The sequence below is a fragment of the Parapedobacter koreensis genome (genome assembly GCF_900109365.1).
Lineage (GTDB): Bacteria > Bacteroidota > Bacteroidia > Sphingobacteriales > Sphingobacteriaceae > Parapedobacter > Parapedobacter koreensis.
In genome coordinates, this window is the sequence record NZ_FNZR01000001.1 from 705,028 (window position 1) to 731,301 (window position 26,274).

The 26,274-nt window shown below is 48.3% G+C and carries 21 protein-coding genes and 3 tRNA genes; 4 read left to right on the plus strand and 20 right to left on the minus strand.

What is annotated here, in order from left to right; all coding sequences use genetic code 11:
* Window positions 1-4 precede the first annotated feature (4 nt).
* The 3 genes from BMW65_RS02895 to BMW65_RS02905 all read right to left on the minus strand — a co-directional run bounded on the left by BMW65_RS02895 (window position 5) and on the right by BMW65_RS02905 (window position 244).
* Window positions 5-77: transfer RNA gene (locus tag BMW65_RS02895), tRNA-Gly, on the minus strand.
* A 3-nt stretch (window positions 78-80) separates the two neighbouring features.
* Window positions 81-164, minus strand: a tRNA-Tyr gene (locus BMW65_RS02900).
* Between the two features lie 7 nt (window positions 165-171).
* A tRNA-Thr gene (locus BMW65_RS02905) sits at window positions 172-244 on the minus strand.
* Window positions 245-483: 239 nt separating this feature from the next.
* Here BMW65_RS02905 and BMW65_RS02910 point away from each other — a divergent pair.
* The gene (locus BMW65_RS02910) at window positions 484-1,638 is read left to right on the plus strand and encodes a BamA/TamA family outer membrane protein (protein WP_090602603.1); all 1,155 of its coding nucleotides are present in this window, start codon (window positions 484-486) and stop codon (window positions 1,636-1,638) included.
* Window positions 1,639-1,640: 2 nt separating this feature from the next.
* Here the strand turns inward: BMW65_RS02910 and BMW65_RS02915 are convergent, their stop codons facing one another.
* The gene (locus BMW65_RS02915) at window positions 1,641-3,167 is read right to left on the minus strand and encodes a hypothetical protein (protein WP_143053778.1); all 1,527 of its coding nucleotides are present in this window, start codon (window positions 3,165-3,167) and stop codon (window positions 1,641-1,643) included.
* 358 nt (window positions 3,168-3,525) lie between these two features.
* Between BMW65_RS02915 and BMW65_RS02920 the strand changes: the two genes are divergently transcribed.
* Both BMW65_RS02920 and BMW65_RS02925 read left to right on the plus strand, forming a co-directional pair.
* Entirely contained in the window at window positions 3,526-3,879 is a 354-nt protein-coding gene (locus BMW65_RS02920) for a DUF6152 family protein (RefSeq protein WP_090602976.1), read from the plus strand.
* A 36-nt stretch (window positions 3,880-3,915) separates the two neighbouring features.
* Window positions 3,916-4,371 (plus strand): DUF6644 family protein, encoded by a 456-nt coding sequence (locus BMW65_RS02925; RefSeq protein ID WP_218145326.1) that lies wholly within the window; start codon window positions 3,916-3,918, stop codon window positions 4,369-4,371.
* 12 nt (window positions 4,372-4,383) lie between these two features.
* Here the strand turns inward: BMW65_RS02925 and BMW65_RS02930 are convergent, their stop codons facing one another.
* Genes BMW65_RS02930 through BMW65_RS02940 form a run of 3 tightly spaced genes read right to left on the minus strand, consistent with a single transcriptional unit; the run spans window position 4,384 to window position 9,473 of the window.
* Entirely contained in the window at window positions 4,384-7,389 is a 3,006-nt protein-coding gene (locus BMW65_RS02930; protein WP_090602607.1) for a PVC-type heme-binding CxxCH protein, read from the minus strand.
* Between the two features lie 57 nt (window positions 7,390-7,446).
* Window positions 7,447-8,580, minus strand: coding sequence for a Gfo/Idh/MocA family protein (locus tag BMW65_RS02935; protein ID WP_090602978.1), 1,134 nt, complete (start codon window positions 8,578-8,580; stop codon window positions 7,447-7,449).
* 20 nt (window positions 8,581-8,600) lie between these two features.
* Window positions 8,601-9,473 (minus strand): sugar phosphate isomerase/epimerase family protein, encoded by an 873-nt coding sequence (locus BMW65_RS02940; RefSeq protein ID WP_090602609.1) that lies wholly within the window; start codon window positions 9,471-9,473, stop codon window positions 8,601-8,603.
* Window positions 9,474-9,649: 176 nt separating this feature from the next.
* Between BMW65_RS02940 and BMW65_RS02945 the strand changes: the two genes are divergently transcribed.
* Window positions 9,650-10,534: an AraC family transcriptional regulator gene (locus BMW65_RS02945; protein WP_090602610.1), complete on the plus strand. Its 885-nt coding sequence runs from the start codon at window positions 9,650-9,652 to the stop codon at window positions 10,532-10,534.
* 3 nt (window positions 10,535-10,537) lie between these two features.
* On the opposite strand, the gene BMW65_RS02950 is transcribed toward BMW65_RS02945, so the two are convergent.
* From BMW65_RS02950 to BMW65_RS03010, 13 genes are all read right to left on the minus strand, one after another.
* Window positions 10,538-12,934, minus strand: coding sequence for a TonB-dependent receptor (locus BMW65_RS02950; protein ID WP_090602612.1), 2,397 nt, complete (start codon window positions 12,932-12,934; stop codon window positions 10,538-10,540).
* A gap of 185 nt (window positions 12,935-13,119) precedes the next feature.
* Window positions 13,120-14,202 (minus strand): alpha/beta fold hydrolase, encoded by a 1,083-nt coding sequence (locus BMW65_RS02955; protein ID WP_090602613.1) that lies wholly within the window; start codon window positions 14,200-14,202, stop codon window positions 13,120-13,122.
* 71 nt (window positions 14,203-14,273) lie between these two features.
* Window positions 14,274-14,618, minus strand: a complete 345-nt coding sequence (locus BMW65_RS02960) for a hypothetical protein (protein ID WP_177180972.1) — start codon at window positions 14,616-14,618, stop codon at window positions 14,274-14,276.
* Between the two features lie 160 nt (window positions 14,619-14,778).
* The gene (locus BMW65_RS02965; RefSeq protein ID WP_177180973.1) at window positions 14,779-15,414 is read right to left on the minus strand and encodes a peptidylprolyl isomerase; all 636 of its coding nucleotides are present in this window, start codon (window positions 15,412-15,414) and stop codon (window positions 14,779-14,781) included.
* A 28-nt stretch (window positions 15,415-15,442) separates the two neighbouring features.
* Window positions 15,443-17,188, minus strand: coding sequence for a DUF885 family protein (locus tag BMW65_RS02970; RefSeq protein ID WP_218145327.1), 1,746 nt, complete (start codon window positions 17,186-17,188; stop codon window positions 15,443-15,445).
* A gap of 129 nt (window positions 17,189-17,317) precedes the next feature.
* Complete coding sequence (locus BMW65_RS02975) at window positions 17,318-18,223, minus strand: DUF6282 family protein (RefSeq protein WP_143053780.1); 906 nt, start codon at window positions 18,221-18,223, stop codon at window positions 17,318-17,320.
* 85 nt (window positions 18,224-18,308) lie between these two features.
* Complete coding sequence (locus BMW65_RS24040) at window positions 18,309-18,482, minus strand: hypothetical protein (protein ID WP_177180974.1); 174 nt, start codon at window positions 18,480-18,482, stop codon at window positions 18,309-18,311.
* A 28-nt stretch (window positions 18,483-18,510) separates the two neighbouring features.
* A complete protein-coding gene (locus BMW65_RS02985; RefSeq protein ID WP_090602621.1) occupies window positions 18,511-20,391 on the minus strand; it encodes an aldolase/citrate lyase/malate synthase family protein in 1,881 nt (626 codons plus the stop codon).
* A gap of 17 nt (window positions 20,392-20,408) precedes the next feature.
* Window positions 20,409-21,005, minus strand: a complete 597-nt coding sequence (locus BMW65_RS02990; RefSeq protein ID WP_090602622.1) for a LutC/YkgG family protein — start codon at window positions 21,003-21,005, stop codon at window positions 20,409-20,411.
* Between the two features lie 16 nt (window positions 21,006-21,021).
* Window positions 21,022-22,389 carry a lactate utilization protein B gene (locus BMW65_RS02995; RefSeq protein WP_090602624.1) on the minus strand — a complete coding sequence of 456 codons (1,368 nt, stop codon included), beginning with the start codon at window positions 22,387-22,389 and terminating at the stop codon, window positions 21,022-21,024.
* A gap of 5 nt (window positions 22,390-22,394) precedes the next feature.
* The gene (locus BMW65_RS03000; RefSeq protein WP_317040391.1) at window positions 22,395-23,159 is read right to left on the minus strand and encodes a (Fe-S)-binding protein; all 765 of its coding nucleotides are present in this window, start codon (window positions 23,157-23,159) and stop codon (window positions 22,395-22,397) included.
* A gap of 112 nt (window positions 23,160-23,271) precedes the next feature.
* Window positions 23,272-24,813 (minus strand): twin-arginine translocation signal domain-containing protein, encoded by a 1,542-nt coding sequence (locus BMW65_RS03005; protein ID WP_090602627.1) that lies wholly within the window; start codon window positions 24,811-24,813, stop codon window positions 23,272-23,274.
* Between the two features lie 13 nt (window positions 24,814-24,826).
* Window positions 24,827-26,257, minus strand: coding sequence for a SusD/RagB family nutrient-binding outer membrane lipoprotein (locus tag BMW65_RS03010; protein ID WP_090602628.1), 1,431 nt, complete (start codon window positions 26,255-26,257; stop codon window positions 24,827-24,829).
* Between the last annotated feature and the right edge of the window lie 17 nt (window positions 26,258-26,274).

Sequence of the window (26,274 nt, forward strand, 5' to 3'; positions counted from 1 at the left end):
TATGAGCGGAAGACGGGTCTCGAACCCGCAACCTATAGCTTGGAAGGCTATCGCTCTACCAATTGAGCTACTTCCGCTTATGGTGGGGGGAGAAGGATTCGAACCTTCGAAGCCGAAGCAACGGATTTACAGTCCGTCCCATTTGACCGCTCTGGAATCCCCCCAACTTAGAGCCCCCTGCCGGGATCGAACCAGCGACCTACTGATTACAAGTCAGTTGCTCTACCAGCTGAGCTAAGGAGGCAAAACCTTCAAAAAACACAGGGAACAACTTTCCCCAACCGCCCTACTTAGTGTGCCTCACTTAGTTTAATCACTAAATTTAAACCTTGAAAAACACCCCTTTTCCTTAGGGACTGCAAAGATATACAAACTTGTTTTAATACAAAAATTATTTACAAAAATCTGATACGGCCTGATCATCGTGCGTGACATCGCCACAATTCCGCTTCTTATCCTTATCTTCGCCCCGCAGAAATTACTATGGGATTTGTTCTACGCTATTTAATCTGCCTGTTCATTGGAGGTGCTATATTCCCTGCCTTTGCACAGGAAAGAAGAAGCCTTTGGGAACACCCGCTTGTCAAGCGATTCGTTTCCCCCGAAAAAGACAGTACGCGGTCAGCAGGCTTCATTGTTGTCCCCGCCTTGGGATATGCCCAGGAAACCGGAATCGAATTTGGCCTAGCCGGTGTTTATAATTTTTACTTGAATAAAGCAGACAACCTAATCCGCACCTCTAACCTCACGTTTATCGGCACGTTTACTACAGAGCGGCAGACCAACCTTAAGTTGGAATCAGATATCTGGACTACGGACAATCTCTACCATTACGCGGGTGAATTACGTTTTCGGAATTTCCCTTTCAATTATTATGGATTAGGTAATCAAACCGAAGAATCCAGTAGCGATGTCTTAACCCAACGCATGATCAGGATACGGCTGGAGGGCGAACGTAAGCTGGCACCCAACTATTATGCAGGGCTCAACTTTACTTATGAGCATTTGACATTTTTTGACAAAGAAAGCGACGGAATATTTGAGCATATGCCTCCCTATGGCCAGACGGGCGGGCAACACGCTCTCATTGGCATCTCTCAATTGTATGACACGCGCAATAGGAATACGTACACCACCAACGGGTATTATGCCCGTGCAAAATATGCGTATTCCCCCGGTATCGGCGGTGGCCATCAGTTTAAGGGCAGTCTCCTGGATATCGACCTGCGCGCTTTTTTCCCATTGACGAATCAGCTCACATTTGGACTAAACAGTCGTTTTGAAACCACTATGGGCCCACGGGTACCTTTTTACGTATACCGCGAATTGGGTGGTGATATGATGATGCGTGGGTATTACCTTGGCCGTTATCGGGATCGTAGCCTACTTGAGGCACAAGGCGAACTCCGTTACCGCTTTCACCCACGCATCGGTATAGCCGCTTTTGCTGGCACGGGTTCCACGTATCATGACGGCCTTAAAAATGCCCGATTCATACCCTCCTACGGTGGGGGACTACGCTACTTTTTTGATTTGGAACACAATAGCAGCGTCCGGTTGGAATATGGTGTCGGCGAACAGCGCCCTGGCGAAAAACGCCAAGGCGGGTTCTACCTGTCATTAAGCGAAGCATTTTAACGTCAAAACGCCTTTTCTACATCGTCACGCCACGTTGCATCAAGCACCACGTTGAAGCCGTTAATACGGCCTGCGCCACCAGTCAATCGCCCGCTGAACGTTAGCCGCACACTGTTCGTTATCTGTTCATCAATTGTCACGCTGTTCAATAATTCGTCCTCTTCACCGTATGCAATCACCTCATAATTCACCTGGCGAACATCGGGTACTATTCCCAAGAATTGATGAAAGGCAATCCGGTAATCTTCCGCATTCCTAAAACCACTAAATACGATGGTTTGCACATTAGTGATTGGTTGTTCTGTTGTTTCACCAAACGGCGTATACAGGTAATTGTCATGCAGCCGCGTCACCGTTATCTTCTTTACGGCAAGAAGATCCGTCACGATGTCCGTAAAATCGAACGCGACCAGGCTGTAACACCGTTCCAACGTGACCGTTTCCTCGATATCGGCGTCAGTCACTTCAACGTTTCTGATGAATGACGCATAAGTGATGGCTTCATGATCATCGAAATGCTGACCGAAATAGAAGTCCCTGGCGTTATTTACCTCATCGGGCAATAAAAGTTCTCCGCGAGATCGGTAAGCCAAGAATACAATATCGTAAGCGCCTTCGGTCAGAAGGATCTCCATTGTCCCGTCTCCGCTTAATTCGTCCATTGGCAATTCCTGTTGTTTGACTACATGACCGTCATCAGCGGAAAAGATATAATAACGCAGCGTACTGGGCGCTGATGGATCGCCGGTGGGTGCACCCGTATACACCCCCGAAAGGCGGATGTTGTCGAGTTTTACGACCCCGGTACGCCCGTTGTAATCGCCTGCCGATCCCCTATTGCCGGGCAGAAATTCAATTTTTATTTTTAATGCCACAGTACCGACAAATTCCGATACGATATTCAAATCAAAAGCATATTGATTACGAGATTGAGCTCCCATATTCCCAAATTGGTTATTCGCACTCAATACCTCATAACTATCACCACCATCCACAGAATATGTCAGCAAAAAATCCTTCGGCCCTGTATTAGAACTACTTATATCAAAAGCAAAGGTTGTGAGCGATTCGATATCATACAAAGGCAGATTAAATTCAACCGTTTGTGCCCCTGGAACACTCCATGCTTGGCCTGCCTCCACTGGTGCCAAACCAAAACCGCTTCCAAAATCAGGTTCCGTAGCCGCCTCAAACGTAATCTCCGCCCCTACTTCATCCACTGCAATATCCGGTTCTAACGTTTCGTCATTAAAAGACCAATAATATACGTATTGAGACTCCGGGCTGGGTTCAATATTCCGCTGGGCTAACATACCTGCGCTAAGTCTCCCGAAGGCCGGGTGGTCAACCGCAGATGATTTCGACAACGGCACAATGTCGGATTCAAAACCGGATAATTTAAAAGTGACGGCGTGAGCTGATTCGGTGACAGTTGGCGATGCGGGAATATCCCGCTTACAGCTAAATAGTGCACCGCCTGTAAGCACGCAACAAATAAAACCACGTGAAAGGTGTTGTAAGGCATTCATAGGTAAGTATGATTAATTAAGTAAGTAAATTAGAAAAGCTGGACATTGTTCAGCGACAGAAGCTTTAGGCACGAGTTTAAGTGTCAAACCAAAAATAAAACATTCATTCAAAAATCATCGAATGCCCGTGATGATGTAAGCCAATCTTTACAATGCTATAAAATTGAGTAAGAATTAGGATAGCAATAGCATTTCTAAGCTTAATCGCACAGCAAAAAATTAACAAGTAAGAAAAAAACACCTTGGTTAGCGGCCCATTTACCGTAATTATTTTTTGCCTCCTGCACACAAACATAACGCCTCTTTCTTTGTTTATCTGATTGGTATTGAGTTGTTAAAAAACATAAAACCAACAGCCATGGTTTATTTAAAAGGCATTACGCTGGCAATGGTATTTTTGCTTGGCGTATCATTTACGTATTTCCATCACGGATGGGCCAATTATGACCAAACGAAAGTGTTGGATTTCCAGACGACGATTGAGCATGCTGTCTATGAAAATCCACACGCATTAGCTGAAGTAACGTACAACGACGCTACCTGGACAGTTTATCTCGCTCCTGCAAGCCGGATGAAACTCCGTGGGGTATCCGCAGACATGATCAAAAAAGGAACTTCCCTACGGATAGTAGCTTATCCGCATAAAACCAAAAAGACAGAGATGCGTGCCGAACGGATATTTATCGGGGGCGAAAAATACGAGTTGCGTTAATCGATGCACGCCACGGTATCGCATTTTTTTGAATGGTTGGAAAACACCCCATTGGCAATAAGCATCCGGCAATCCTTATGGGCTTACCCCGCTTTGGAAATTATACATATTGTAGGGATTGTCATGCTTGTAGGGGCCGCGTTTTTATTTGATCTGCGTTTATTAGGCTTTTCCAAAAATCTACCCTTGCCCATACTTTCACGCCATTTATTACCTTGGTCGGCACGGGGATTACTAGTTATCATACCATCTGGCATGTTGCTATTCTTGACCAATGCTACATCCCTGGCTTTTGACCCGACGTTCTGGCTTAAATTGGTCTTACTGGGTGCCGCGGGGCTTAACGCCCTGGTATTTCATCAAATTATTATCAATCGGCACATCAAACCAAAAATTCAGGAAAGCCCGCCTTTTGGAGCAAAAATTTGCGCACTTTTTTCCATCATAGTTTGGATAGCGGTTATTGCTTGTGGACGTTTGTTGGCCTACTAATCCAAGTAAACATCATCTTATCACCCGCATGATGCCCTTCATAATGCGCCAATGCCCCGGAAACGTACACACATAGGGGTATTCACCCGGCGTGTCAGGAACCGTAAAGGTCAGCTCATACCGCCCCTCCGGATTGACCAATGGGGTACTGAACAGCACATCCGGCGTATCAGGGATATACTGCATATCCATACCATTAGGCTGCTTGGCCAATTCATCCGCAGCCTGCCCCACCCGATCCAGCGTTCCTGGCTTCAAGATCAACAAGTTATGCTGCATGTGATCCGGGTTTTCGAAGCTGATTTTCAACGTCTGCCCTGCCTTAGCTGTAAAGCTCGTCAAATCGTATTTCATTTCACCGATGACGGCCTTGATGGTTACAGACGCATCGTCCAGTTCGGGAATTTGCTGAAGCACCGTCATGCGTTTACCTGCAATGATACGTTCCGCAAACGAACCTTCGGCATTGGAAAGATCAGGATGTCCCAGTTTCTGATGGTATTCATTCATGAAAGCCTGTCGGTGCGCAGCGCCAGCGATAAGCAAGGCATGAGACACCCACTTATCGGCTATGTTATCCGGCTGCTGTACGGCTTCGAAAATGGCTTTACCGATTTCCGCTACTGGTGCGGCATCCGACAGTGCCAAGAAAGCCGCTAAACGCACACGCAAGTCCGGGTCGTGGATCACGCCAGACGCAAGAAGTTCCTGTACCACATCAGATTTACTTATAGGCAGTGTTTGGACAGCCGCCCGTCGCACACCGGGTGCCGGATGTCTCAACGCTCCTGCGACTACTGACACGCTTTTTTCATCAGGCCCATCCAGCAAGCCCAAACCGTGCAAAGCCCAGATGGCATGGGTAGCCGCACCATTGACATTCACCTCATCTACTGATGTATCTTGTATGAGCTTATATAAATCGCTGGCAATTCCTCTATCACCAGATTCAACGAGCAGCCGTTGCGCAGTGAGCCGCCAAAACAGATTGTCGCTTTTCAGTGCATCCACCAACGTGCCTTTACGATCAGGATTCAATGCATAGGGTTTATAACGTTTGGCATCTTCATGGACCAACCGATAGATACGCCCTTTCGTGTTGTCCCGCAGCGGGTCGATATAAGCGTTGCCCGTTCCGTTTTCAAACCCCTGCGGCGTTGGGTTGTGCTGGATGACGAAATTATACCAATCCAGTATCCACAATGCACCATCCGGCCCTACTTCTGCTTCCACTGGCCCAAACCAATTGTCCGAACTGGCCACCACATTCCAGCCATCACCCTGTTCCTTGAAACCGGATCCCACCTGCTCCAAAATATGGCGGTGTACCAGCCGTCCCGTCGGCTCGGAAACAAACGCCACCCTGTTCCAATATTCTTGCGGAAAAGCACGGGCAGTATACAAGCTGTGGCCCGCCGCGGCGGTAAAACCACCATGCACATCCACCTGCCGGAGTTCTTTCGTAAGCACATGCATGTTATAGTGGCTATCAATCTTTTCTATCCCGCGCTCATGTAGATTAGCCTTTTCGTAATAACGTAAAGGAATGGCGAAAAAATCGCTGTGCTCGTTATTAGCCGTGGAGATAAAGACGTCAAATTCTTCGGAGAACCCGAGGCCCCAGGTATTGTTGGTCGTGTTTCCTAAATATTCAAATTGCTTTCCCTCCCGATCAAATTGATAGATACCGGCCCCGAATTTAACAGGATTGCCTGCTATTGTTCCCTCGAAACCCGAATAACCCACCGTACCCCAAATCCTGTTGTCCATTCCATACCGCAAATTGGACGGCCCCGCATGGGTATCATAAGTCCCCCAGCCGTCTATCCATACGTCGCGCACATCGGCCTTGTCATCCCCATCGGTGTCTTTCAAGAACAAAAATTGAGGAGCTTGCGCAACCACAATACCGCCATTGATAAATGCAAAAGCGGTGGGAATATTCAATCCTTCGGCAAACACCGTGAATTTGTCTGCCTTGCCATCACCATCGGTATCCTCACAGATGGTAATGCGGTCATCGCCTTCCCCTTTATCATTCCGCACGGTATTCGGGTAATCGACGGTTTCGATCACCCAAAGCCTACCTTTTTCATCCCAATCCATAGCAATGGGCTTTTTGATGTCCGGTTCGCTGGCAAACAGTTCCAGCCGGAATCCTACCGGTACTTGTATTAATGTCTGCGATTCTTCCGGGCTTAGGGGATGCTGGTATCTTGGTGGTGGGTCACGGCGCTCGTAATTGGGCATCGTTCCTTCTTCGTAGGCAGGTTGGGCAATGGCGTATTCCTTCATTTTTTTAACTGCATCATCTCCAACGGCCCAAAGGATGCCACTTTTTACCAGTTGTAGGAATCCTGGGTTGCGGAATGCCCGCTCGTCATGGCCGAAGGCCGTATAGAATACCCGGCCCTTTCCATATTCCTTTACCCAGGTATACGGTTCGCGATGCGTGCTGTCCACGCGTTCCATCAATACGACGATATCGTCCGCTATCTTATCATGCACATAGGTTTCATCCCATTCCGTCTCGAAAGGTTGTACGCCCTCCATCGCCGGGTGGTCGGGCTTGACAATTTCAGCGGAAAACGCCTCGCCACCATGACTTTTAAACTGCCCGCCAATGAGCGCTACCACTTCCGGTGAATTACGGAAACAAAATGAAGCCGAATGTAAGGGGATAAACCCCTTACCGGAAGCCACATAATCTAACAGTGCCTGCTCTTGCGTTGGGCTGATGGAATCATGGTTGGCATATACAATCAGCCCATCGTATCGATGCAAGTCCTTCCGTGTAAGGTCTTCCGGGTCTACGGAATAGGTTATGTTGATCCCTTCCGGAAAATATTCCTGCGCCAAGATATTGGCTAACAATTCCGAATCATGGTGTTTGCTGGCATGGCCAAGGAAAAACAGTTCCAGCCGCCTTGGCCCATCATCCCGGTTTTTTTGGCTACCACAGCCCAAAAAGAACAATAGCAGCAGCATCGATAGCCCTATTTTTATTAACCCATTCATTTTATGTTCAATTGACGTTTATTAACTAAAAAAACAAGCCCTTCATGGCACTGCCTTTTACTCGCCCGATAATGTAAACTCTGGCAGCCGAATGATTTCTCCACCTTTTAGTGCGGATTCATGCGCCAAAATGCCCACACAAGTGATATTGGCTGATTGCTGTGCATTTGGAAAAGGATGGCGCCCTTCCACCAGCGCGCTGATAAACTCATGTACCAAATGTGGGTGGGAGCCGCCATGGCCTGCCCCTTGAATAAAAGACAGGTGCTGGTTGCCTGCTTTATCATATACACCACCCCTAGTAAAGCGCCGGATAGGTTCAGGAAGTAAATGCGCATAGTCGGGGCATTTCACCGCTTCGGGGATTTCAGGCTCCGGCTTCTTGGCTGTATGTACAATCAAGGGGTCGCCTTCTATCAAAGGCCACTCCACCGTTTTTTTTGAACCATATACCTCAAAACTTTCCCGGTACTGGCGGGCCGTATCAAACAGCGAACGATATACATGCGCACTTAAATCGGAATCCTTGAATTTGATGTGGGCAGTTTCCACCGCAAAGGGTGAGTTGTGATAATGATGTAATCCTTCGCTAATCGTGCCCGAACCGAAGCATGATACATACTCCGCTTCACTGCGCGTAAGCCCCAGCACAGGGCCTACACAATGCGTGGCATAATGCATCGGCGGCAAACCCGGCCAATAATCCGGCCATCCATCCATGTCTTGTTGGTGGCTGGCTTTGAGAAACTGGAGTTTGCCCAATTCGCCTGTATCATATAACGCTTTCATGAAGAGAAACTCACGGGCGTATACCACGGTTTCCATCATCATGTAAGTCAATCCGGTTTCCGCTACAGCTTCCACTAATTGCCGGCATTCTTCAACCGTGGTCGCCATTGGCACCGTGCAAGCCACATGTTTGCCTGCCCGGAGTGCTTTTAACGATTGCTCGGCATGATTGGGAATGGGCGTATTGATATGTACCGCATCAATCTGGTTGTCCGTTAATAACTCATCATAATCCCGGTACCGTTTTTCAATGCCGAAAGCCTCGCCAACTTTATTCAGGCTTTCTTCATTTCGTTGGCAGATGGCATACATATTGGCACCTGGATGCCGCTGATAGATCGGAATAAACTCAGCTCCGAAACCCAGGCCAACAATCGCTATATTAATTGGTTGTTTGCTCATAATTCGTTCTTTTATATTCGTCAACTGTAATAGCCTGTTGCCCACTTACGCAAATAAGCATGTCCCTCACGGGCAAAGGTATCCTGATCCTCGGCCAAGTTGCGCCAGATGCACACGGCACCTGCCAGCTCCTTATTTTCCGGCGTAAAGCTTTCAATCGATACTGCCCCTGCGTAATCAATGGCTATTAATCCACGGTAGTAAGCATCCCAATTTGCATTTCCCGTACCAGGTGTACCACGGTAGTTTTCCGATACTTGCATATGAATCAGCTTATCGCCCGCCTTTCGGATGGCCGCTTCGGGATCGGGTTCCTCGATATTCATATGGAACATATCCAAGCATATTTTGGCTGCTGGATGGTCGATATCACGAATAAGGCGGAGCACGTCATCCACATTATTCACCAAGTCCGATTCAAACCGGTTCAACGGCTCCAACGCGAGTTGCAAGCCTTTGGTTGCGGCCTTCTCACATACCTTCCGCAGGTTTGCAACTGCCCGCTCCCATTCGATAGCACGCTGTTCGGGCGGCACCATCCGGGCTTTCCCCACAGCGGCATACATGGGGCCAGCAACAAGCCGCGCTCCCAATGCACTTGCGATGTCCAAACATGCTTCAATATAGGTCAGTCCCGTTTGCTGCAAATGCTCATCATCGCTGGTCAAATCTCTCGTGGGACCAAACGCTCCACAAATGACCGCTTCCAACTTATTCATCAATAGCGCCCCCCTAATGGTAGATGTATCAATCAATCGCGGATCTTCCACGGCGATTTCCACCGTATCATAGCCGAGCATCGCAATCTTTTCAAACAACACACCAGCATCCTTTGTACGAAATGGAGACATCCATAGCCAAGTGCTTACACCGAGTTTTACCTGTAAAGCCATAATTGGTTATTATTTCACTAAGGTAAGCGCTTATGCAATGCCAATCCACCTATGGATTAACACATCTTGACTGTATCTTTTCCAATCGGCATCACCCTTTCCGAATTATTGGATAATCGACTAACATTTCCTTATAATAAACGGGGGAATTGCTCGTTTATTTAAAATAAACCATCATGGATGCCCTACCCAAAAAAACCGCCGTCCAAAAGACACGAATCCCCGAAACCAATATTTTTTTTGTGCGTGAACTCCATGATAAACATTTCGACGCAACCTGGCATGCGCATATGGAATACCAGCTCTTCCTCGTATTAGCGGGCACGGGGACCAAGTTTATTGGTAATACCGTGAAACCATTTGACAGCGGTGATCTGACGTTCCTCGGCCCCAATATCCCCCACCTCTGGCGCAGTGATGAATGCTACTTTGATCCGTATAGCGAAAAAAACAGCCGGGGCCTCGTCATTTACTTCAATGCAACAGCGCTTGCCCCCCTTATCGACAAAGAAGAGTTTATGCAACTCAAAATGCTGTTGGAAAAAGTAAGGCGGGGAATGGAACTTTATGGAAAAACAGCCCAAATAACCATTAAGTTAATGACCGAACTGGTTCACCTGCATGGCCTGGAAAGTATCATCCAATTCTTTAGCATACTTGATCTGCTTTCCAAAAGCAAAGAATACCGATTGCTGCACGACGACACGGTGTATTATCAACTGAAAGACGTAGAAACAAGCCGCATAAATACGGTATACAACTATGCCGCCAGGCACTTCAGGCATAAAATCACCTTGGAGGAAGTAGCCTCGCTGCTGAATATGACGCCTACGTCATTCAGCAGGTATTTCACGATGAAAACCAGCAAATCGTTTTCCTATTTTCTTACGGAGCTCCGTATCCGTCATGCCTGTAAATTGCTCGCTACCGAAGAAGTAAAGAGCATCGCGCAAATCTGCTATGAATCGGGATTCAATACATTTTCCAATTTCAACAAACAGTTTCGAACGTTCGTTGGCATGACGCCAACGGAATACCGTCAGAAGTTTTTGACGCTTTGACCATTACCCAAACCGTTTCCTTAGCGTCAGGCCGTAGGTAGCAGGCCTTCCCATATGAACAGCGGCAAAGCCAAAATCATAAGCATAGTCTATATAACGCTTATCGGCCAAGTTTTGGCCCCAAAAGATGATTTCATAACCCAGCAATGAATAGCCAATATTTACATTTAGCAGGCTATAGGCAGCCTGGCCCAATGTATTCTCCACCGTAAAATATTGCTGGCCGACAAACTTCCCATACACCCCCACTTGAAATTGTTGCCGTTTGGCCAAAGGTATGGTGTACTGGCCGCCTAAAAAAGCAGTCCAATCTGGTGTAAATACCGGGCGGTTGCCTTCCAATTGTACGTTGCCGCCTTCACCAACCGTATTCAGATCCAAATAACGAGCATGGGTAAATGCGACATTGCCCCAAAGGCTCAGATGCCGCGCCACGCGTGCAGTAGCTTCCAGTTCACCTCCCATGCTCTCCATCCGACCTGTATTTTGGGTCACCGTAATCGCGTCCGGCAATACCAATGTAGGCACTTGGGCATCATTCACCCGTGAATAAAACACTGCCAGATTCAGCTGTAGGCGCTGATCCAGCAATACGTTCTTGGAACCAACCTCTATGTTGTTGCTATATTCCGGATCAAACGGCCGCAATGAAGCCTCGCTCGGATCAGATGACAATTGAGAAATCCCGCCCGCCCGGAAACCACGGGCATAGCTACCATAGATATGGTGCGTTGCATCAAATGCATACTTTACGCTCACGCTCGGCGTAAGGGCATTGAAATTGGCCGATGCCGCAGTATCAGGCTGTACAACCATCACGTCCCCGCCATCGGGTTGGAATTCCCCAAGCGCATTTAACTGCGCATGTTCATAATCATACCGAAGCCCCGCTTGGAGTTCCCATCCACCTTCAAAACGGAAACCGATTTGACCAAAAATCGCTGCTCCTTGGTTGGTCGCTGAATTGGTCAAGATGCTGGTCGCATAGGTTGGCGTACCTTCCCCCATCATACCGGCATCTGCTCCAAAATACGTCCCCTGTTTGGTAGGAGCGTCCTGATGAAACAAAAATGCACCCGCTGTCCAATTGATCAATGCGTCTTTAGATGGAGCCGAAGACACCTTAAATTCCTGGGTAAATACCTTTACGTTATTCCAATTTTTGCCATAATCATTGACAATCGAAATGGCATCCAATGGTGAGAAATCGCCATCGATGGGATCTTGGTAATACCGGTAGTTGGATTGAAAGGCAGTTTGTGAGCTGAAATTGAGCGCATTGCCGAAATGATTGATCGCCAATGATACATTACGTGACTCATCGGCCATGGTGGTCTTCGCATTTTGATTCAGATGAAAGGGGTTGCCAAAAGCATCATCCATGCCCATTATCAACGAAAAAGCACCGCCGTTGCGGTTGGAAACATGTTTGAAATTTAGGGTCATCGCCCATTGCGTATTTAGCAGGTATTTCAGGTAGTAGTTGCCAAATACGGTATGTTGTTTATCATAATGCGAACCGTCGAAATCATTGGTATAGAACCCGTCCAAACCATTAAACATGCCAGAGGCCCCAAAAAATAATTTGTCCTTCACAACCGGCGTACGCACCCCCAACAGATAGCGTTGTTGCCCATGGTTTCCAAAATTCACTTCTGCTAGCCCGCTTACGTTATTTGTTGGCTGCTTGGTGATGATGTTAATGACCCCGGCCATCGCGTTGCGGCCATATAGCGTACCTTGTGGCCCCCGAAGTACCTCTATGCGTTCCACGTCCTGCAAATAGGGAATGTAGGTGTCCAGGCCGAATTGATTTACCCCGTCCACATAGGTTGCCACGGCTTGGTTATAGGATGTCGTGGTAATGCCACGGATGGATGCAACATTCCGGTTGTCGCCGGGATTGGCGATATTTAAATTAGGTATCACGGCTGTCGCGTCCATAATGTTCCAGATATATTGTTGCTCGACTTCCTTCGCACTGACTACTGATAAGCTTGCGGGAATATCATGCGGATCGCTTTCCATTTTATGTGCCGTCACAATGGCTTCGTCCAGCCGGTTCTCCATGTTAGTCAACTGGATAGCAGCAGCGGCATCTCCATCCACCAGTATCGTATGGTTTTCCGTGGCGTAGCCCAAGGCACTTACCCGCAGTATATGTGTCCCGTGGGAGACTTGTTCGAAAACAAAATTCCCTTGCTCGTCTGTCGATGTTGCCAAATTGGAGTTTAGCAGTTGGACGGTTGCATTGCTGATAGCCTCATGGGCCCTGTCCGTGACCTTGCCCTGTAATTGTGCGTGTTGTGCCAAGCCGCTGGGCAGCCCCGCAAGATAAAAACCAGCAAAGAACAGAAAAACACCGATATTGTGCCAATGGAAGCTTTTGTAAACTATCATAATGAAAGATTCTAACCGTCGCAAATCTATAACTAATTGGGCACCATACAAAAAACATTGGACGGAAAATCGGCATACGCACCTTGCATCAAAAGATAAAACCGCCCCAATACCTCCCCTTGCTGCTGCGTTAAAAGGGACAATACTGGTAGCGGCTTATTCTTTTCGGCCTTATTGCCGCGAGGTCACCGTTTGGACTTTTCCAGCAACGTTTTAAGGTACTTACCCCAAATCAGGGGATTGGAATGCGTGCCATGTCCGGATGTTTCCTCAGAAATCGGTATTAAGATATACTTTCCACCTTTCACCTTCCCAATCGCTCTTTCCATTAGCCCCAGCTCGGGGGGATTTACCTGATCATCCGCCGAATTAATCGCAAACAACGGTGCTTTTATCTTTGCTAAATGGGGCTCGGGGTTATAAAACCGTGATGCCTCGTAAGCATAAATCACGTCATTGGCGTCCAGTGTCGACAAATATCGATTGAGCATTTCGCCCTGCATCTCCTCGGCTTGTTCGCGGGTTGGTGCAGACAATTGCCATTGCAATGGGCTGCTGACCATATACATCAATGCCAGTATTGCTCCGGAGAGTCCAGTACGCGGCTGTTCCGTATATTCGCCGCCCTTCCACGCCGGATCCATCATGATTAAATCGACGGCCATTTTCCGTTGTATACGGTTCCTGCCTGCCACTTCGACTGGCAAGCTGGCGAGTGGCATCAACGCGTCCATGAAATCGGGATAAGTATAGCCCCATACCCAGGTGTGCATCCCCCCCATCGAAGTGCCCATCACAAGTCGTAGGTGATCTACGCCCAGATGTTCTGTCAATAGTTTGTATTGAGCCACGACCATATCATCGTAGGTATACTTAGGAAATTTCATATGCAAACCGTCACTTGGTTTGCTGGATTTACCATGGCCAACCGCATCGGTGAGTATGATAAAGTATTTCGTCGCATCCAGCAACTGGCCTGGGCCGAATAGGTTTCCCGCAAACCGATCAGTGAGAAATCCACGGCCGCTGCCTGTCGTTCCATGCATAATAAGTACAGCATTATTCACCTTACCGTCGGATCCTTTTGTGGGTGTACCAATGGTGGTGTAATGAAGGTTCATCCTCGCAAGTGTTTCCCCAGTTCCAAATCGGAAATCCATCACCTCGTAGTCACCCTCTACAGGTGCAGGATAGCGTTCTTGAGCCATTCCAGCCCGTGGGGCGGCCAGCAACATAGCAAGTACAAAAAAGATTAGGGTATTTTTCATTATCATTATTACTATTATTTTTTCATGAGTTATTTTGTTCGTTACCACCTATTTTACAGGCCGCCATTTGCTTATTGGTACAACTCCGCATCAAGAAGTTGTATTTCCATGCCCCCATCTGCTTTGACGTTCACGTACAGCCGACCAAGGATTTCTACCGGAAAATCAGAGAACGGTACCGCATCATCTTTCATGACCACTTCCACCATGGGAGGGATCCCGTTTTGCCCGCAGAACATGCATTGCATAATCGGCAATAGGGAAAGCATGAACCGCTTATGGGACAAGCCGCTTTCAATCGGAATCATATACCCCGCTAAATTGACTGTTTTATTTTGCAGCGCCTTCACGGCCGTGGCATTTCCCGAAGTCGAAGGTTGGCTTACTGTATTGATTGCCCGCCACGTATCATTCATAGCCGGTTCATGTACAGTACCATTGTGGGGTGTTTGTGCATGTAAAGATCCGGATATGCATAGGATCATACCGCAAAGGAAAAGCAGTTGCCTTATCGGTGCCCACAATTGGTAATCTACCTTATTTATATACAGCCTGCCCATCTTAGATTTTGCGCTATTACTGTTTGACGATTCGTGCACGAAGGATATAATCCAATTTCGAGAATTTGCGCATTAAATAATCGTTCCCGTAGGCAAACACTGAATCCTGCTTGCCCGCACGGATACCACCCCCTGACGCTTCGCCATATCCAGCGTACCAGGCATCTGCCACCTCCATACCGTCTACAACTTTGGCGAAAGGCACAAATGGTTCTTCATCATGAGTACTTCGGTTATCTGTCAAATTAATAAATACTTGGGCCGTCCTACCGTTGGGATCTTTAAATGCATAGGCTACCGTCCCCCGGGTATTCGACAGCTTACGCGGATCATCGGGTATGGTCTGCGTACGCCATGCTTGTGCCACCTTGGGATTGCCGGCTATCCCAAATTGTGCCCAAGTCCCCTCGCGCACGCGGAATACTGCGGCCTGCTCGTAGTAGCCATGCCGCACAAGATTATAAAAGCGATCAACCCCATGAGGTGCCCATTCACGCCTCAATTCCAACAGGATGTCTCCCTTGCTCGTTTCAAGCATCACGTTAAACGTTTCCGGCGCTGGTGTATTAAAAACCGCATGGGTGGGATTCAACAAACGACCATCACCGCAGGATAAGGATACGGCCGCCAGTACGGCGAAAAACTTTGGCATTCCCCCTATTGATCGCATATACAGCATGTTATTTCCAGAATGGCGCTTGGTCATAATACCGCCAGCCCGTTTTGAAATCCTTGGTCAACTTTTGTCCTGTCAATATAGCCCGCACCATCTCCACAGGCATCGCATTCAGTTTCAATACGGAATCATGAAATTCCTTGATGGACATTTTCCCGCTGTCCACCAACTCCTGTTTTAACCCTGAAAATTGCAGCCCACCCATCATGTACGCCAGTTGATACAGCGGGGTAATGTCCAACCCGAACGACCGCCTGACTTCCGCTGCTGCATTCGCACGTTCGAAAACTACCCGGTCTACCAAGAAATCGATGCATTCCTGAGGAGTCCAGTTGCCCAAATGGTAATTCAACGAAAAAATAACCCGCGCACACCGGTGCATGCGCCAAAACAACATACCTAACCTATCTTCAGGTGATTGCGGAAAATCCATATCATACAGTAGAAACTCCCAATAAAGCGCCCAGCCTTCAGTCCAGAATGGTGTGCCGAACGATCGGTAAACACGGTTTCTATTGTTTTGCATCCGTTGGTAATGGTGGCCCACGATTGATTCATGATGCACGGTCGCTCGTGAAAAATGCGGATTATTCCCACGCATGCTCATCATCCGATCCTCCACTTCCATCGTATTTGTTGGATAAGAAATGCTGATCGAAGTTCCCCCCGTAAAGAAGGGGTTGATGAGTTGCCGTTCCGGCGACATCATCCGGAGCCCCCAAACTTCCGCTGCCAGCGGATCAATGGTCACCAAATCATGTCCTTTGATAAAATCCATCGATTCGTTGAATAACCGTCGGATGAGTGCCGGTTTGCCCCCTGCTGGCACATAGGTCTGCTTGACCTTTTCCTGTGCCGCTTTCCAATCATCGCCAAAACCCATCTCTCGTGAGGCTTTCAATGCCTCAGCATCACACCATTCAAATTCCTTCTCCGCGATTTCAATTAGCTCTTCCGGCGTATACGGGATAAGATTATATTGCAACAGGCGGATCAGCTCCTCACGGCCTACAGGTTTACCCACGATACCGCTGTTATCCATTTGCAGGCTTCCGCTGACCAATTTTTGCCGGAAATCATTGGCATATCCGTTAAGCTCCTTCACCAAATTTTCATAAGGCATGGGAATCCACCACGTATAGAGCGGATCATAGCCATTGTAAAATTCGTAGGAGCTCCGCAGCGCTGTCTTAAGTCCCGTAATGACTTGATCGGCTGTGTAAATGTTGACCACATTAAGCCCCTCTTCCGCGTTAAGTTTTTCGCGGAGCGCCTTTACCTGCTTGGTAATATCCGCATACAACAGAGCCAGTTTTTCGGAATGCGGGATTTCGCCGCCATCACGACGGAAACGTTCTACCGCATAAATGGAATCGGCAAACGGGAACCAGTTGGTGATTTTAGAAACCTCCGATTCCGCTCCTTTGGACAACCGGAGGTTTTCCTCCCTGTCACGCTTGAATAAAATATAATCTACTTGGCATTCCTGCGGCAAGCTATTGAAATCGATCTTATCCAATAAGGTTAGGTAGTCGCGCTCCAATTTATCGAACCGCTCCCGGCGTTCAGGAGCATATTCAACGGTATACGCAATCTGGAGCGAATTATAGTCCGCTTGGTATCGGGTAATTAAGTCCGGCATTTCCTGGCAGGGCACGAATCCCTCGCCAATTTGCGCGTATGCAGGCACGTGTATACAGGTCATTCCCATAAACAACCAATACCACATGTAGCGATCTTTTTTTTTCATAACCGTTTGTTTAACCATGGTCGTGTGTTCCGCAGTGCTCAGTTTACCAACCTTTCAAAATTAGTCAGAATCTATGTTTGGATACGGCCATATTTTAACCATGTAACCCATGATATTATCCTATCCACGTCACTCTATCCCCAAGAGCCTGGCAGGATTCCGGCGTATCATCCAACGAACTTCTTCTGCCGTGATTCCATTTTCCATAAGCATGGCGATAAATAACTTCATGCCGTCGGGTGGTATGGGGTTGCCCGTTTGTCCCAAATCACTGCTGATGATGAAATGCTCGGCTCCGATGGTTTTTATGGCTTCTGCCATTGTTTGCATAGACACATGCTTGGAATTTTTCAGAAAATTTACCGGAGCCTGCGGTCCCGACAAGTAGCTCAAGTAGGTTAGTTCAAGCAGTGCGCCCGCTTTCGCCAATTCGGTCATTTGTGCATGAGTTAGGTTAGGCCAATCTGCAAGGCAATGGGTGATTAATATATTCGCGACACCCTGCCGGACTGCTTCTTTTACCAAGGCTACCATCTCCTCTGCCGACAAATGTCCTGTGGCCAACACCAGGTTTTCCCGCGCGATGATTTTGAGCACTTCAATCGTTTTTGCACTGATGCGATTGGGATCAACGACAGACAAGCCAGCGGTACTGTCTTTGACGATACGCTTATGGAAAGCCGCATCCAGCGTAGGGAACCAAACTATTTTCCCATATACTGGAGACATTTTGCACATCCATTCCACAGCCGCTGGATTGATACCTCCAACGGATCTGTTCAACACAACCCCACCATACGCCTTGATCTTTTCAAAACGGCTATTGACCAGCATGGCCCTGTCTACCGTGGAGATGAAATGGTTCTTAATGACAAACGCGCTCATCCCCTTTCGTTCAGCCAGCTCGGCCAACTCCAGATCGGTCAGGCTCCTATCAAAGAAATCCGGGGCGGAATGCACGTGGAAATCTATGGCTCCCTGCAAAAGATAGGCCGACTCATTTTTCTCTGGAAACTGCGCCCGACAAACTGACACCGAGATAAATGTTGCAATCAGGTTAATGGCCAAACACAGAAGGGTGTTGCGAGTTTTTATGTACGTTTCCAATATTCCTCCCTGTTTAGTTGCTTACCGCAATCCCAAAAGCAGCAGCCGCTGAGGTATCGATAGTGTTGTACCTGGTAGCGAGCACACCGATGAACTTTAGCTTGGTCAAATGAGCCAAGGCGCTGATAGGCCCCCAATCCAGGTCGCCACCATTGACCGTATATCCATCGGTTACTACAATATTCATCTGTCTATGATTTTTGTCGCCTTCAACTTCAGGCATCGAGGTTGTGTGTAATTCTTGTCCCATCGGCTTCGAATGCTTCCATAAACAATGCGATACGCTTTTTAGCAATTTCAAGGTTGGTATTATCGATGTTGATGTTGAACAAATCAATGAACCAAGGGAATTTCGTACTGCTCAACACATAGGCCTCCACGATTTCCCGTGAGATGGGCAACGTCGTTTGTTTGGAGGACGCGTAGACATCTTTATCATCGGCATTCAGCAATTTGCCATATTCGTCATCCAAAAGCTTCAAAAACAAATCCGGCGAAAAAATAGCTCCGGCCTTCACGCTCGATTGATCATCATCCTCCGTCAGCTGCGCACCTTTATGCACCCATTCCCACAGGATGCTTACCCTGATTTCCCCGGTGGCCATATCCTCCATCAGGTAAAGCACATCGTCATTACCAAAAAAATCAGCCGGTTTGAGGGCGGCTGCTTGCATGCCCTGCCCGAAAGCATTCCCATATTGAAGAGCTACGCTCAGCAAATCCCGAGCTCCCCGAATGGTAATGGGAGCCGCCGCCAGTTGGGTCAGTCCTTTAGCATCCTCGTCAGTATAGGTCAATGGCGGGAAATCCCAACCCAGTTGATTCTCAGCTTGGATTTTCCCCCACACCGGCCGCACAATGTTAACCATCTTCCAATGTGCAACCCATTTCCCGCTTGCCCCGGCACGTTGCTCCCGCTCTGCTCCTGCGATGGCTTTTGCCATGCTGGTCGCCACGCCGTCTACAGATCCCACCGGAATATTGGGTTCCATGCCCCCCTGCCATAGCGCAAAATTCCCGTTGACATCGGGGGTATTTACAGCACGCCGAACCCGATCTTCATAATTAGCCATGTAACCATATGTCATGGTAATGTTGTCTATGTTGGGATTAATAAAGTCATTATCCCACGCCATGGCATCCGAAACACTGTTGATGTAATCCCATCGTCCCGTGTTAAACCCGACAAAATGTTTGCCGAGCACGGCACGTATCTCCATCAATTGAAAGGTCGCCTCCAACTGCTCTACCAAGACGTAAACCTTTATGGTACCAAGGGATAGCTGGAGGTTGTTTTCCAAATCTGAAATCAGCTCGTTCCATAAGGCAGCCTCCCTGGCTGTCTGTATTTTAGGCAAATACAACACGATTGACGAACCGTTCTCCTGCAATTTTTTGTAGTTGTTGACCACATAAAGTGTGAGATCAACGATGGATGCTGCCATACCGCTCCCATCGGTGTGACAGACATGGCGATCGTCCAAATGCAACCCCCGGGGACGGAAAATTTTGGTGGTAAAACCCAATTGCGCTTCCCAATCTTCCACAATGCCACACCCCAGAAAACCCAGCGACCACTGGTTCATTTCTTCGGCAACTTTCTTGGCCACTTGAGTAAAGATAGGTGCGCCGCCGATGGCAAGCTTAAGGTTACGTTGGTTATCCAGCGACATGGTTTGGATCTGGCCAAGCGCATCCTCACCATCAAACATCCACCCATCGGCTCCTGACAGTAACGCATAAGCGACATTGCGGATACTTTTTTCGAGGGGTACACCCGGTTTTGCTGCCGGGCCCGTTCCCTGAATCCACTGCCGTCGCAGATCGGGCGGTATTTCCGAGCCTTCAAAATTTCCATCCCTCGCATCCTGAATCTTTATGTGTGTTCCGGGAATATACCCCGTTTCATCGAGGAAATGAATCCGTGCACCCAAAGCTTGCCGCTCGGCTCTCAGTCTCAACCGCTCGGCCATCAGCTCCTTGATAGGTGCATTATGATGCGCCAGGGAAGATAAAAGCTCAAGTACCTCCGGGGTATAGATGTCTGCATATACCTCGGCCAAATTGCTCCGTATCCGGATGTTTTTTATTTCCATAGGTTATTTATATTTTTTTAAGTGGTTTCCACCAAGATAAAAACCGTCATCGTCCGCGGCCCATGAGCCCCCAATACCAATGCTTGTTCAATGTCTGCCGTTTTAGATGGGCCGGCAATGAAACAAGCAAACCCATACTGTTCACTGCCGATCAAGCGATATGCATCATGCATCGTAGGTAAGATAGCACCAATCGGTACTACCACAGCCAAGTGTTGGCAAATGAACGGAACGATACGGTGTCCCATGAGCACTTCGGGTATCCAAACCGCACCATTCTCGGCAACTGCATACCTTGCCTCAATAATAGCCAGTTCAACATCATGGAGGCGCTGCGGTATGATGTCTCCGGGGAAGACCTGTTCACCCACATCCGCGAGGTAATCCAGTGTGGTAATAACACGTCCCCGCCCACCCCATAATTCGCGAACCTTTTCGGCGATGGCCATTTTCCCGCCGAGTTGAAAGCTCCGCCCTCCAATCGCCGTCAACGTCGCGGTGAAAGCTGCTACCTGATCGCCGCTAATAAATCCCAGCCTATCCAGATCGGGCAAAGGAACTGGTGGGTGTTTGTGCCTTGCAATGGCATCAAGAATCTTACGTTTGCTGTCCATATCGCGTTGTCAGTCATTAGCCATTCCGCTCAACCCTGTTTTGCTTATACCAGCCAGCAAAGGTCTGCTTCGGCGCTTCTGGCAATTCCCGGTGATCGGACCATTTTGTAAATTTACTGGCAATCTTCGGGAAATGCCGGAGAAACCACCTCAGTAACTTGCCGGAAACCTGGTACCATGAAGGCCGGGATAGTACTGCTGCTGCCCCTTTCATCAATAGGCTTTTCGAATGGGCGACATGCCCTTCCTTCGCCAGCACTTGACGCCATTTATAGAGTTGTTCGTGTATATCGATCTTAACCGGGCATACGTTGGTGCACGATCCGCACAACGTAGAAGCAAAAGGAAGGTCGGCATAGTCACGCATGTCCAGATTCGGTGCCAAAATGGATCCGATAGGCCCAGCCACAGTAGTACGGTAACTATATCCACCGCTCCGCCGATAAACAGGACAGGTGTTCATACACGCCCCACACCTGATGCATTTCAGTGAGGCCTTGAAATCAGCACGCCCCAATTGGGTGCTTCGGCCATTATCTACGATGACGATATGCATCTGCTGGCCTTGCCGGGGACCACTAAAATGGCTGGAATACGTAGTAATGGGTTGTCCCGTACCACTTCGTGCCAACAACCTTAAAAAAACACCCAGGTGTTCACGTTGCGGTATCAATTTTTCGATACCCATGGATGCGATATGCACATCCGATAAATGGGCACCCATGTCAGCATTCCCTTCATTGGTACATACCACAAATTCGCCCGTTTCGGCTATTGCAAAATTGACACCCGTCAAGGCCGCCTTTCTCGTCAGGAAAACTTCCCTGAGGTGCAGGCGGGCAGCCTCCGTCAGCCGCTGGGGATCAGATTCCCCTTTGGGTGTCCCAAGAAACTCATGGAATAGTTCGCCTATTTCTTCTTTTTTCTTATGGATGGCTGGCATCACGATATGGCTTGGCCTTTCATCTGCCAACTGCAATATACGTTCGCCCAAATCAGAGTCTACCACATGAATCCCGCGATCAGCCAAGTAGGCATTCAAACCACACTCCTCCGTTAGCATCGATTTACTTTTTACCATAGCGGTAATCCGGTTTTCCTCGAGAATACGGTGAATGATGGCATTGTGCTCGCCTGCATCGGCAGCCCAGTGCACAACGATGCCCCGTTTGATGGCATGTGATTCGAATGCTTGCAAGTAGGTTCCTAAATTGGCAAGGACATTGTTCTTGATCGCTGATGCCACTTCCCTCAACACTTCCCAGTCCGCTACACTTCGAGCCTGCAGATCGCGCTTTTGCCGTACCCACCAAAGCGACTCGTCGTGCCAATCGACACGCGGCTCATCCTTGTTAAACGTGCTTGCCAATGATGCATGATCCATGTTTGCTATCCTTTTGGTTCAATGTTTGGTGCTGATTTCGAGTTGAGTATTTCTGCGATATGGATGACCTTAGTCGCGCTATGGTTTCGCTTTAATATTCCTTCCATATGCATTAAGCACGACATATCCGAGGAGGTGATGTATTCGCTCCCGCTGACGACATGATCATCCACCCTGTCCTTACCCATTTTGGCGGAAACGGCTTCTTCAAAAACACAGAATGTGCCACCAAAACCGCAACATTCGTCGGATCGCTCCAACTTCACCAACTCCAGGCCGTCTACCATGTTCAGCAGGTCGTTTGGTTTGGAAAAAGTCGGAGACGAAAGCTCGCTCATCTGGGCTAAATATAGGCCACGGAGGCTGTGGCAGCTGTGGTGTAAGCTTACCTTGTGCGGAAAACTGGCGTCCAATGCTTGTATCTTAATGACATCGGTCAGGAATTCAACGAGCTCATAAACCCGCGATGCTAATGCAGTGGCATCTTCTTGCTGATTCAACGACGACAGGTGCTCCTTGATGTGTAATGCACAGCTGCCCGACGGACATACGACATAATCAAACCTGGAAAAATTTTCGATGAATAACGCATTGCAGCCCTGGGTTAAATGGCTGAAACCCGAGTTTGCCAACGGTTGGCCACAGCAGGTTTGGTGCAATGGATACACTACATCAAGGCTCAAACCCTCCAGCAATTCCAATGTGGCAATCGCAGCATTGGGGTAAAGCTGATCCATATAACAGGGAATAAAAAGTCCAACCGTCATCATAATTTAATTGGTTTCTGCTTCTCTCCGATTTTCATTACTAAAATAAATGAAAAATACCAGCAATACAACAATCCGTGCCAATGCAGACAGGTAATAAAACGCGACAGCGGCATTATGCTTTCAGTGCATCCCGGACTGCCCGACCCGCCCCGGCAAGATTCGTGTTCCGCATCTCAGAATATTTCCGGGATAAGATAACCCCCTGTGCACCTGCTTCCAATGCTGCGTAGGTAGCTTTGTAGGTATCTTCGGGTGTAGCGCGCCGACTGTCAGGCCCCACAGGAATATCGATATCAATACCCGTCAGAATGCCGCATTGGCCGTTTACGCCTGCTAGAGCCCGTTTGGTTTCCGCAAACACGTAGTTAGCCGACAATCCCGCCTTGGGCAAATCTTCCAACGATGCTTCGCCTGAAAATCCCATAAGCTGGTTGTTCAGGTGAAGCAGTTCATCCAATGGAACCCCCCTGAAAATCGTTGACCCAACATTCCGGATAAAATTGACATAACGTTCACCGCCACAATTGTTGTAAGCTACCGGTTTGAGAAAATCCGTTCTGGATGCCAGATGTCCATAGTCGATACCCGAACGGATAAACGGATTAAAGGAAATGGTATGCTCAACATGGAAAACGACCTGCAGTTCTTTACGGACTGCTTTAATGGCCCCCCGGACATCGTCCACAATCTGGTGCTTGCCCCAGTCAAACAGCCTGTCGTATGCAACAATTTCCGGGTACTGAAGGAGCAGCCGTTGAAAATATACATAATAGCCATCCGTAGGCTTCCGATCGCTCAGCGCATCCTGCACAAACTTGGCCAGTTTGAGGTACCCTTCCTTGGCCCGTCCATAGTCGATATTTTGCGCTCCTGCTGCCTGTTCGTGATAGGCGTCAAAACAAGTTACCTGCATGGGATCGCCAATCTCATCCCGGAAGGGGCTGGCTGTGAGTACCGTCATTAACGGTCCGGTGCGTTCATTCAAAAATAGCACGCCGTCGATGTCATAAGAAGTGCATACATCACTCACCAAGCCCTTCCAAAAAGCCCTGACGTTCGGGTTAAACATCGATTGTGTGATGCGCCGACCCTTTGTAAACACCCTGTTCCCCGCGAGATCCACTTCTGCGCAAGCTTCCAGCCCCGGTACATCGAAGGCACTGTCCCAGCGATCCTCTATCCCACAAAAGACCCTCATTCCGCGTTTCCGCGCGGCGGGCAACACTTCGGCAACGATGTCCAAATCACCGTGATCAGGGGCCCGGGTATGTTTCAACACGGTATCCTTGTAAAATTCAGGATGGGGCTTGGCAAAATAACCGCCATGGAAAAAATGCTCGGCAGACAATGGCTTCCCATGGTCGGGGAACGACCGACCTGGGGTCATCCGCCCTGCAAAACCACGCCCATAAGTAAATGTCGTTAGGAAAAGCGTGTTGACCGCGCCTTTTTCCTGTAACGTGTCCAATATGTATTCCGTGCCTTCATCAACAAAAGACTCCGGGCCAATTTGGATTCCGACGATTTTGTCGTTTCCGGCTTGCTTTTGTGCCAAAGCGGCAGATAATTCGCCCAAAGAACCCATGCCCGCCATACCGGCCAACGTTGCCGTGTGTTTTATAAACTCCCTGCGTGATTGATTGTTGTCTTTCATCCTTCGTTAGTATTTAATATAGATCCCAAAATAATTTCGTCGTCATCAAATCGCCTCCAATGGCCGAAGCAGCTGCATTATAATTGACGGCATTCAAGGTTTGTTCTTCAAAAGGATAGCTAAACCGGGTTGGCACCACATCCAGTATCGCAGCAGGCGGTGCGGTCAACAACGGATAATCCAACCGTCTGTACTCGGTCCAAGCCTCAAAACCTTGATTGAAAAGTGCCAGCCATTTCTGGACACCAATCTTCTGCTTCCAGGTTCCGGATGCCGTACCATATGCGACGCCCGGCTGCGCTAAGTAACTGTCGGCACCATCCCCTACATTGTAATACGCAAAAGACGCCCTGATAGCGGCATTATAATGCGCCTCTGCATCCGAAACGCCCGTGATGTCCCTTTCGGCAGCTTCCGCCAGCAAAAACTCCACGGTTTGGTAGTCCAATAGAACGGTTGGAGTCGAAGGGGTAAGAATACCCTGACCCACAGTGGAAAATGAACCAAAGTTCTGCGGCAAACCAAATGTTCCCCCGATGTATGCACCGTTGACCGTTGTAAAAAATACACTACGCCGAGCATCACCATATTCATTCATTAAATCGATGATGGTATTGGTCGCGACGAAATAGTTCACTTGGCGCTGCAACAACGCAAGGTAGAACGGACTGACGTTGGGCACCTCATCCAAGTACCTGAACAATGCATTGTCGGCATTTGAAGTAAATACGCCATCCGAAATCGCCGATGAAACCGTCTGTCCACCCAATTCAGGGTCTGCATCGATAATCCGCATGCCCATCTTCAATTTCAGGGCATTGCCAAACTTCTTCCATTTGGCAACATCATTCTGGTACAGCAGGTCGTAGGTATCGAATCCCGCACCACTGGGATCCAAGTTATTCACCGCCCCGCTCAACCTGTTGATCAAATCGATGTATATCGTACGCGCATCATCAAACGTTGGCTGCACATTGTCAAAATCCAACGCTTCGGAATAAGGAATATCACCAAATCCCTCTACTAACATCGCATAGGCATAGACGATCATGATTTCAATCATCGCCAATTGATTTCGTTGTGTTATTTCACCGACTGTACCAACGGGATTGGTATTGCGAACGCCTTCAGCACTCGCCACCAAGTCCGGCAGTACGCTGCTGTAAATCGTTCGCCACAACGTATTTGTCTGTGATTCAGCCACGTAGTGTGTGCCCTCCAGAAATTGGACGGAAGTAAGTTGCTGGGCAAATAGGCGGGTTACTCCTCCGTTGACTTGGTAACTGATATCGTTCATCTCATCTGCCATATCTTTCAATGCATTCGCGAAGAAGGATCCGGGAGCGGCTACCGTTGCATTTTTTAGGTCTTCGTTTAATGATACGAGATCATTTGTACAGGAAAAACCAAGAAACATCATGCAGGCAATTATTATCTTTTTCATGACTTTTAACGATTAAA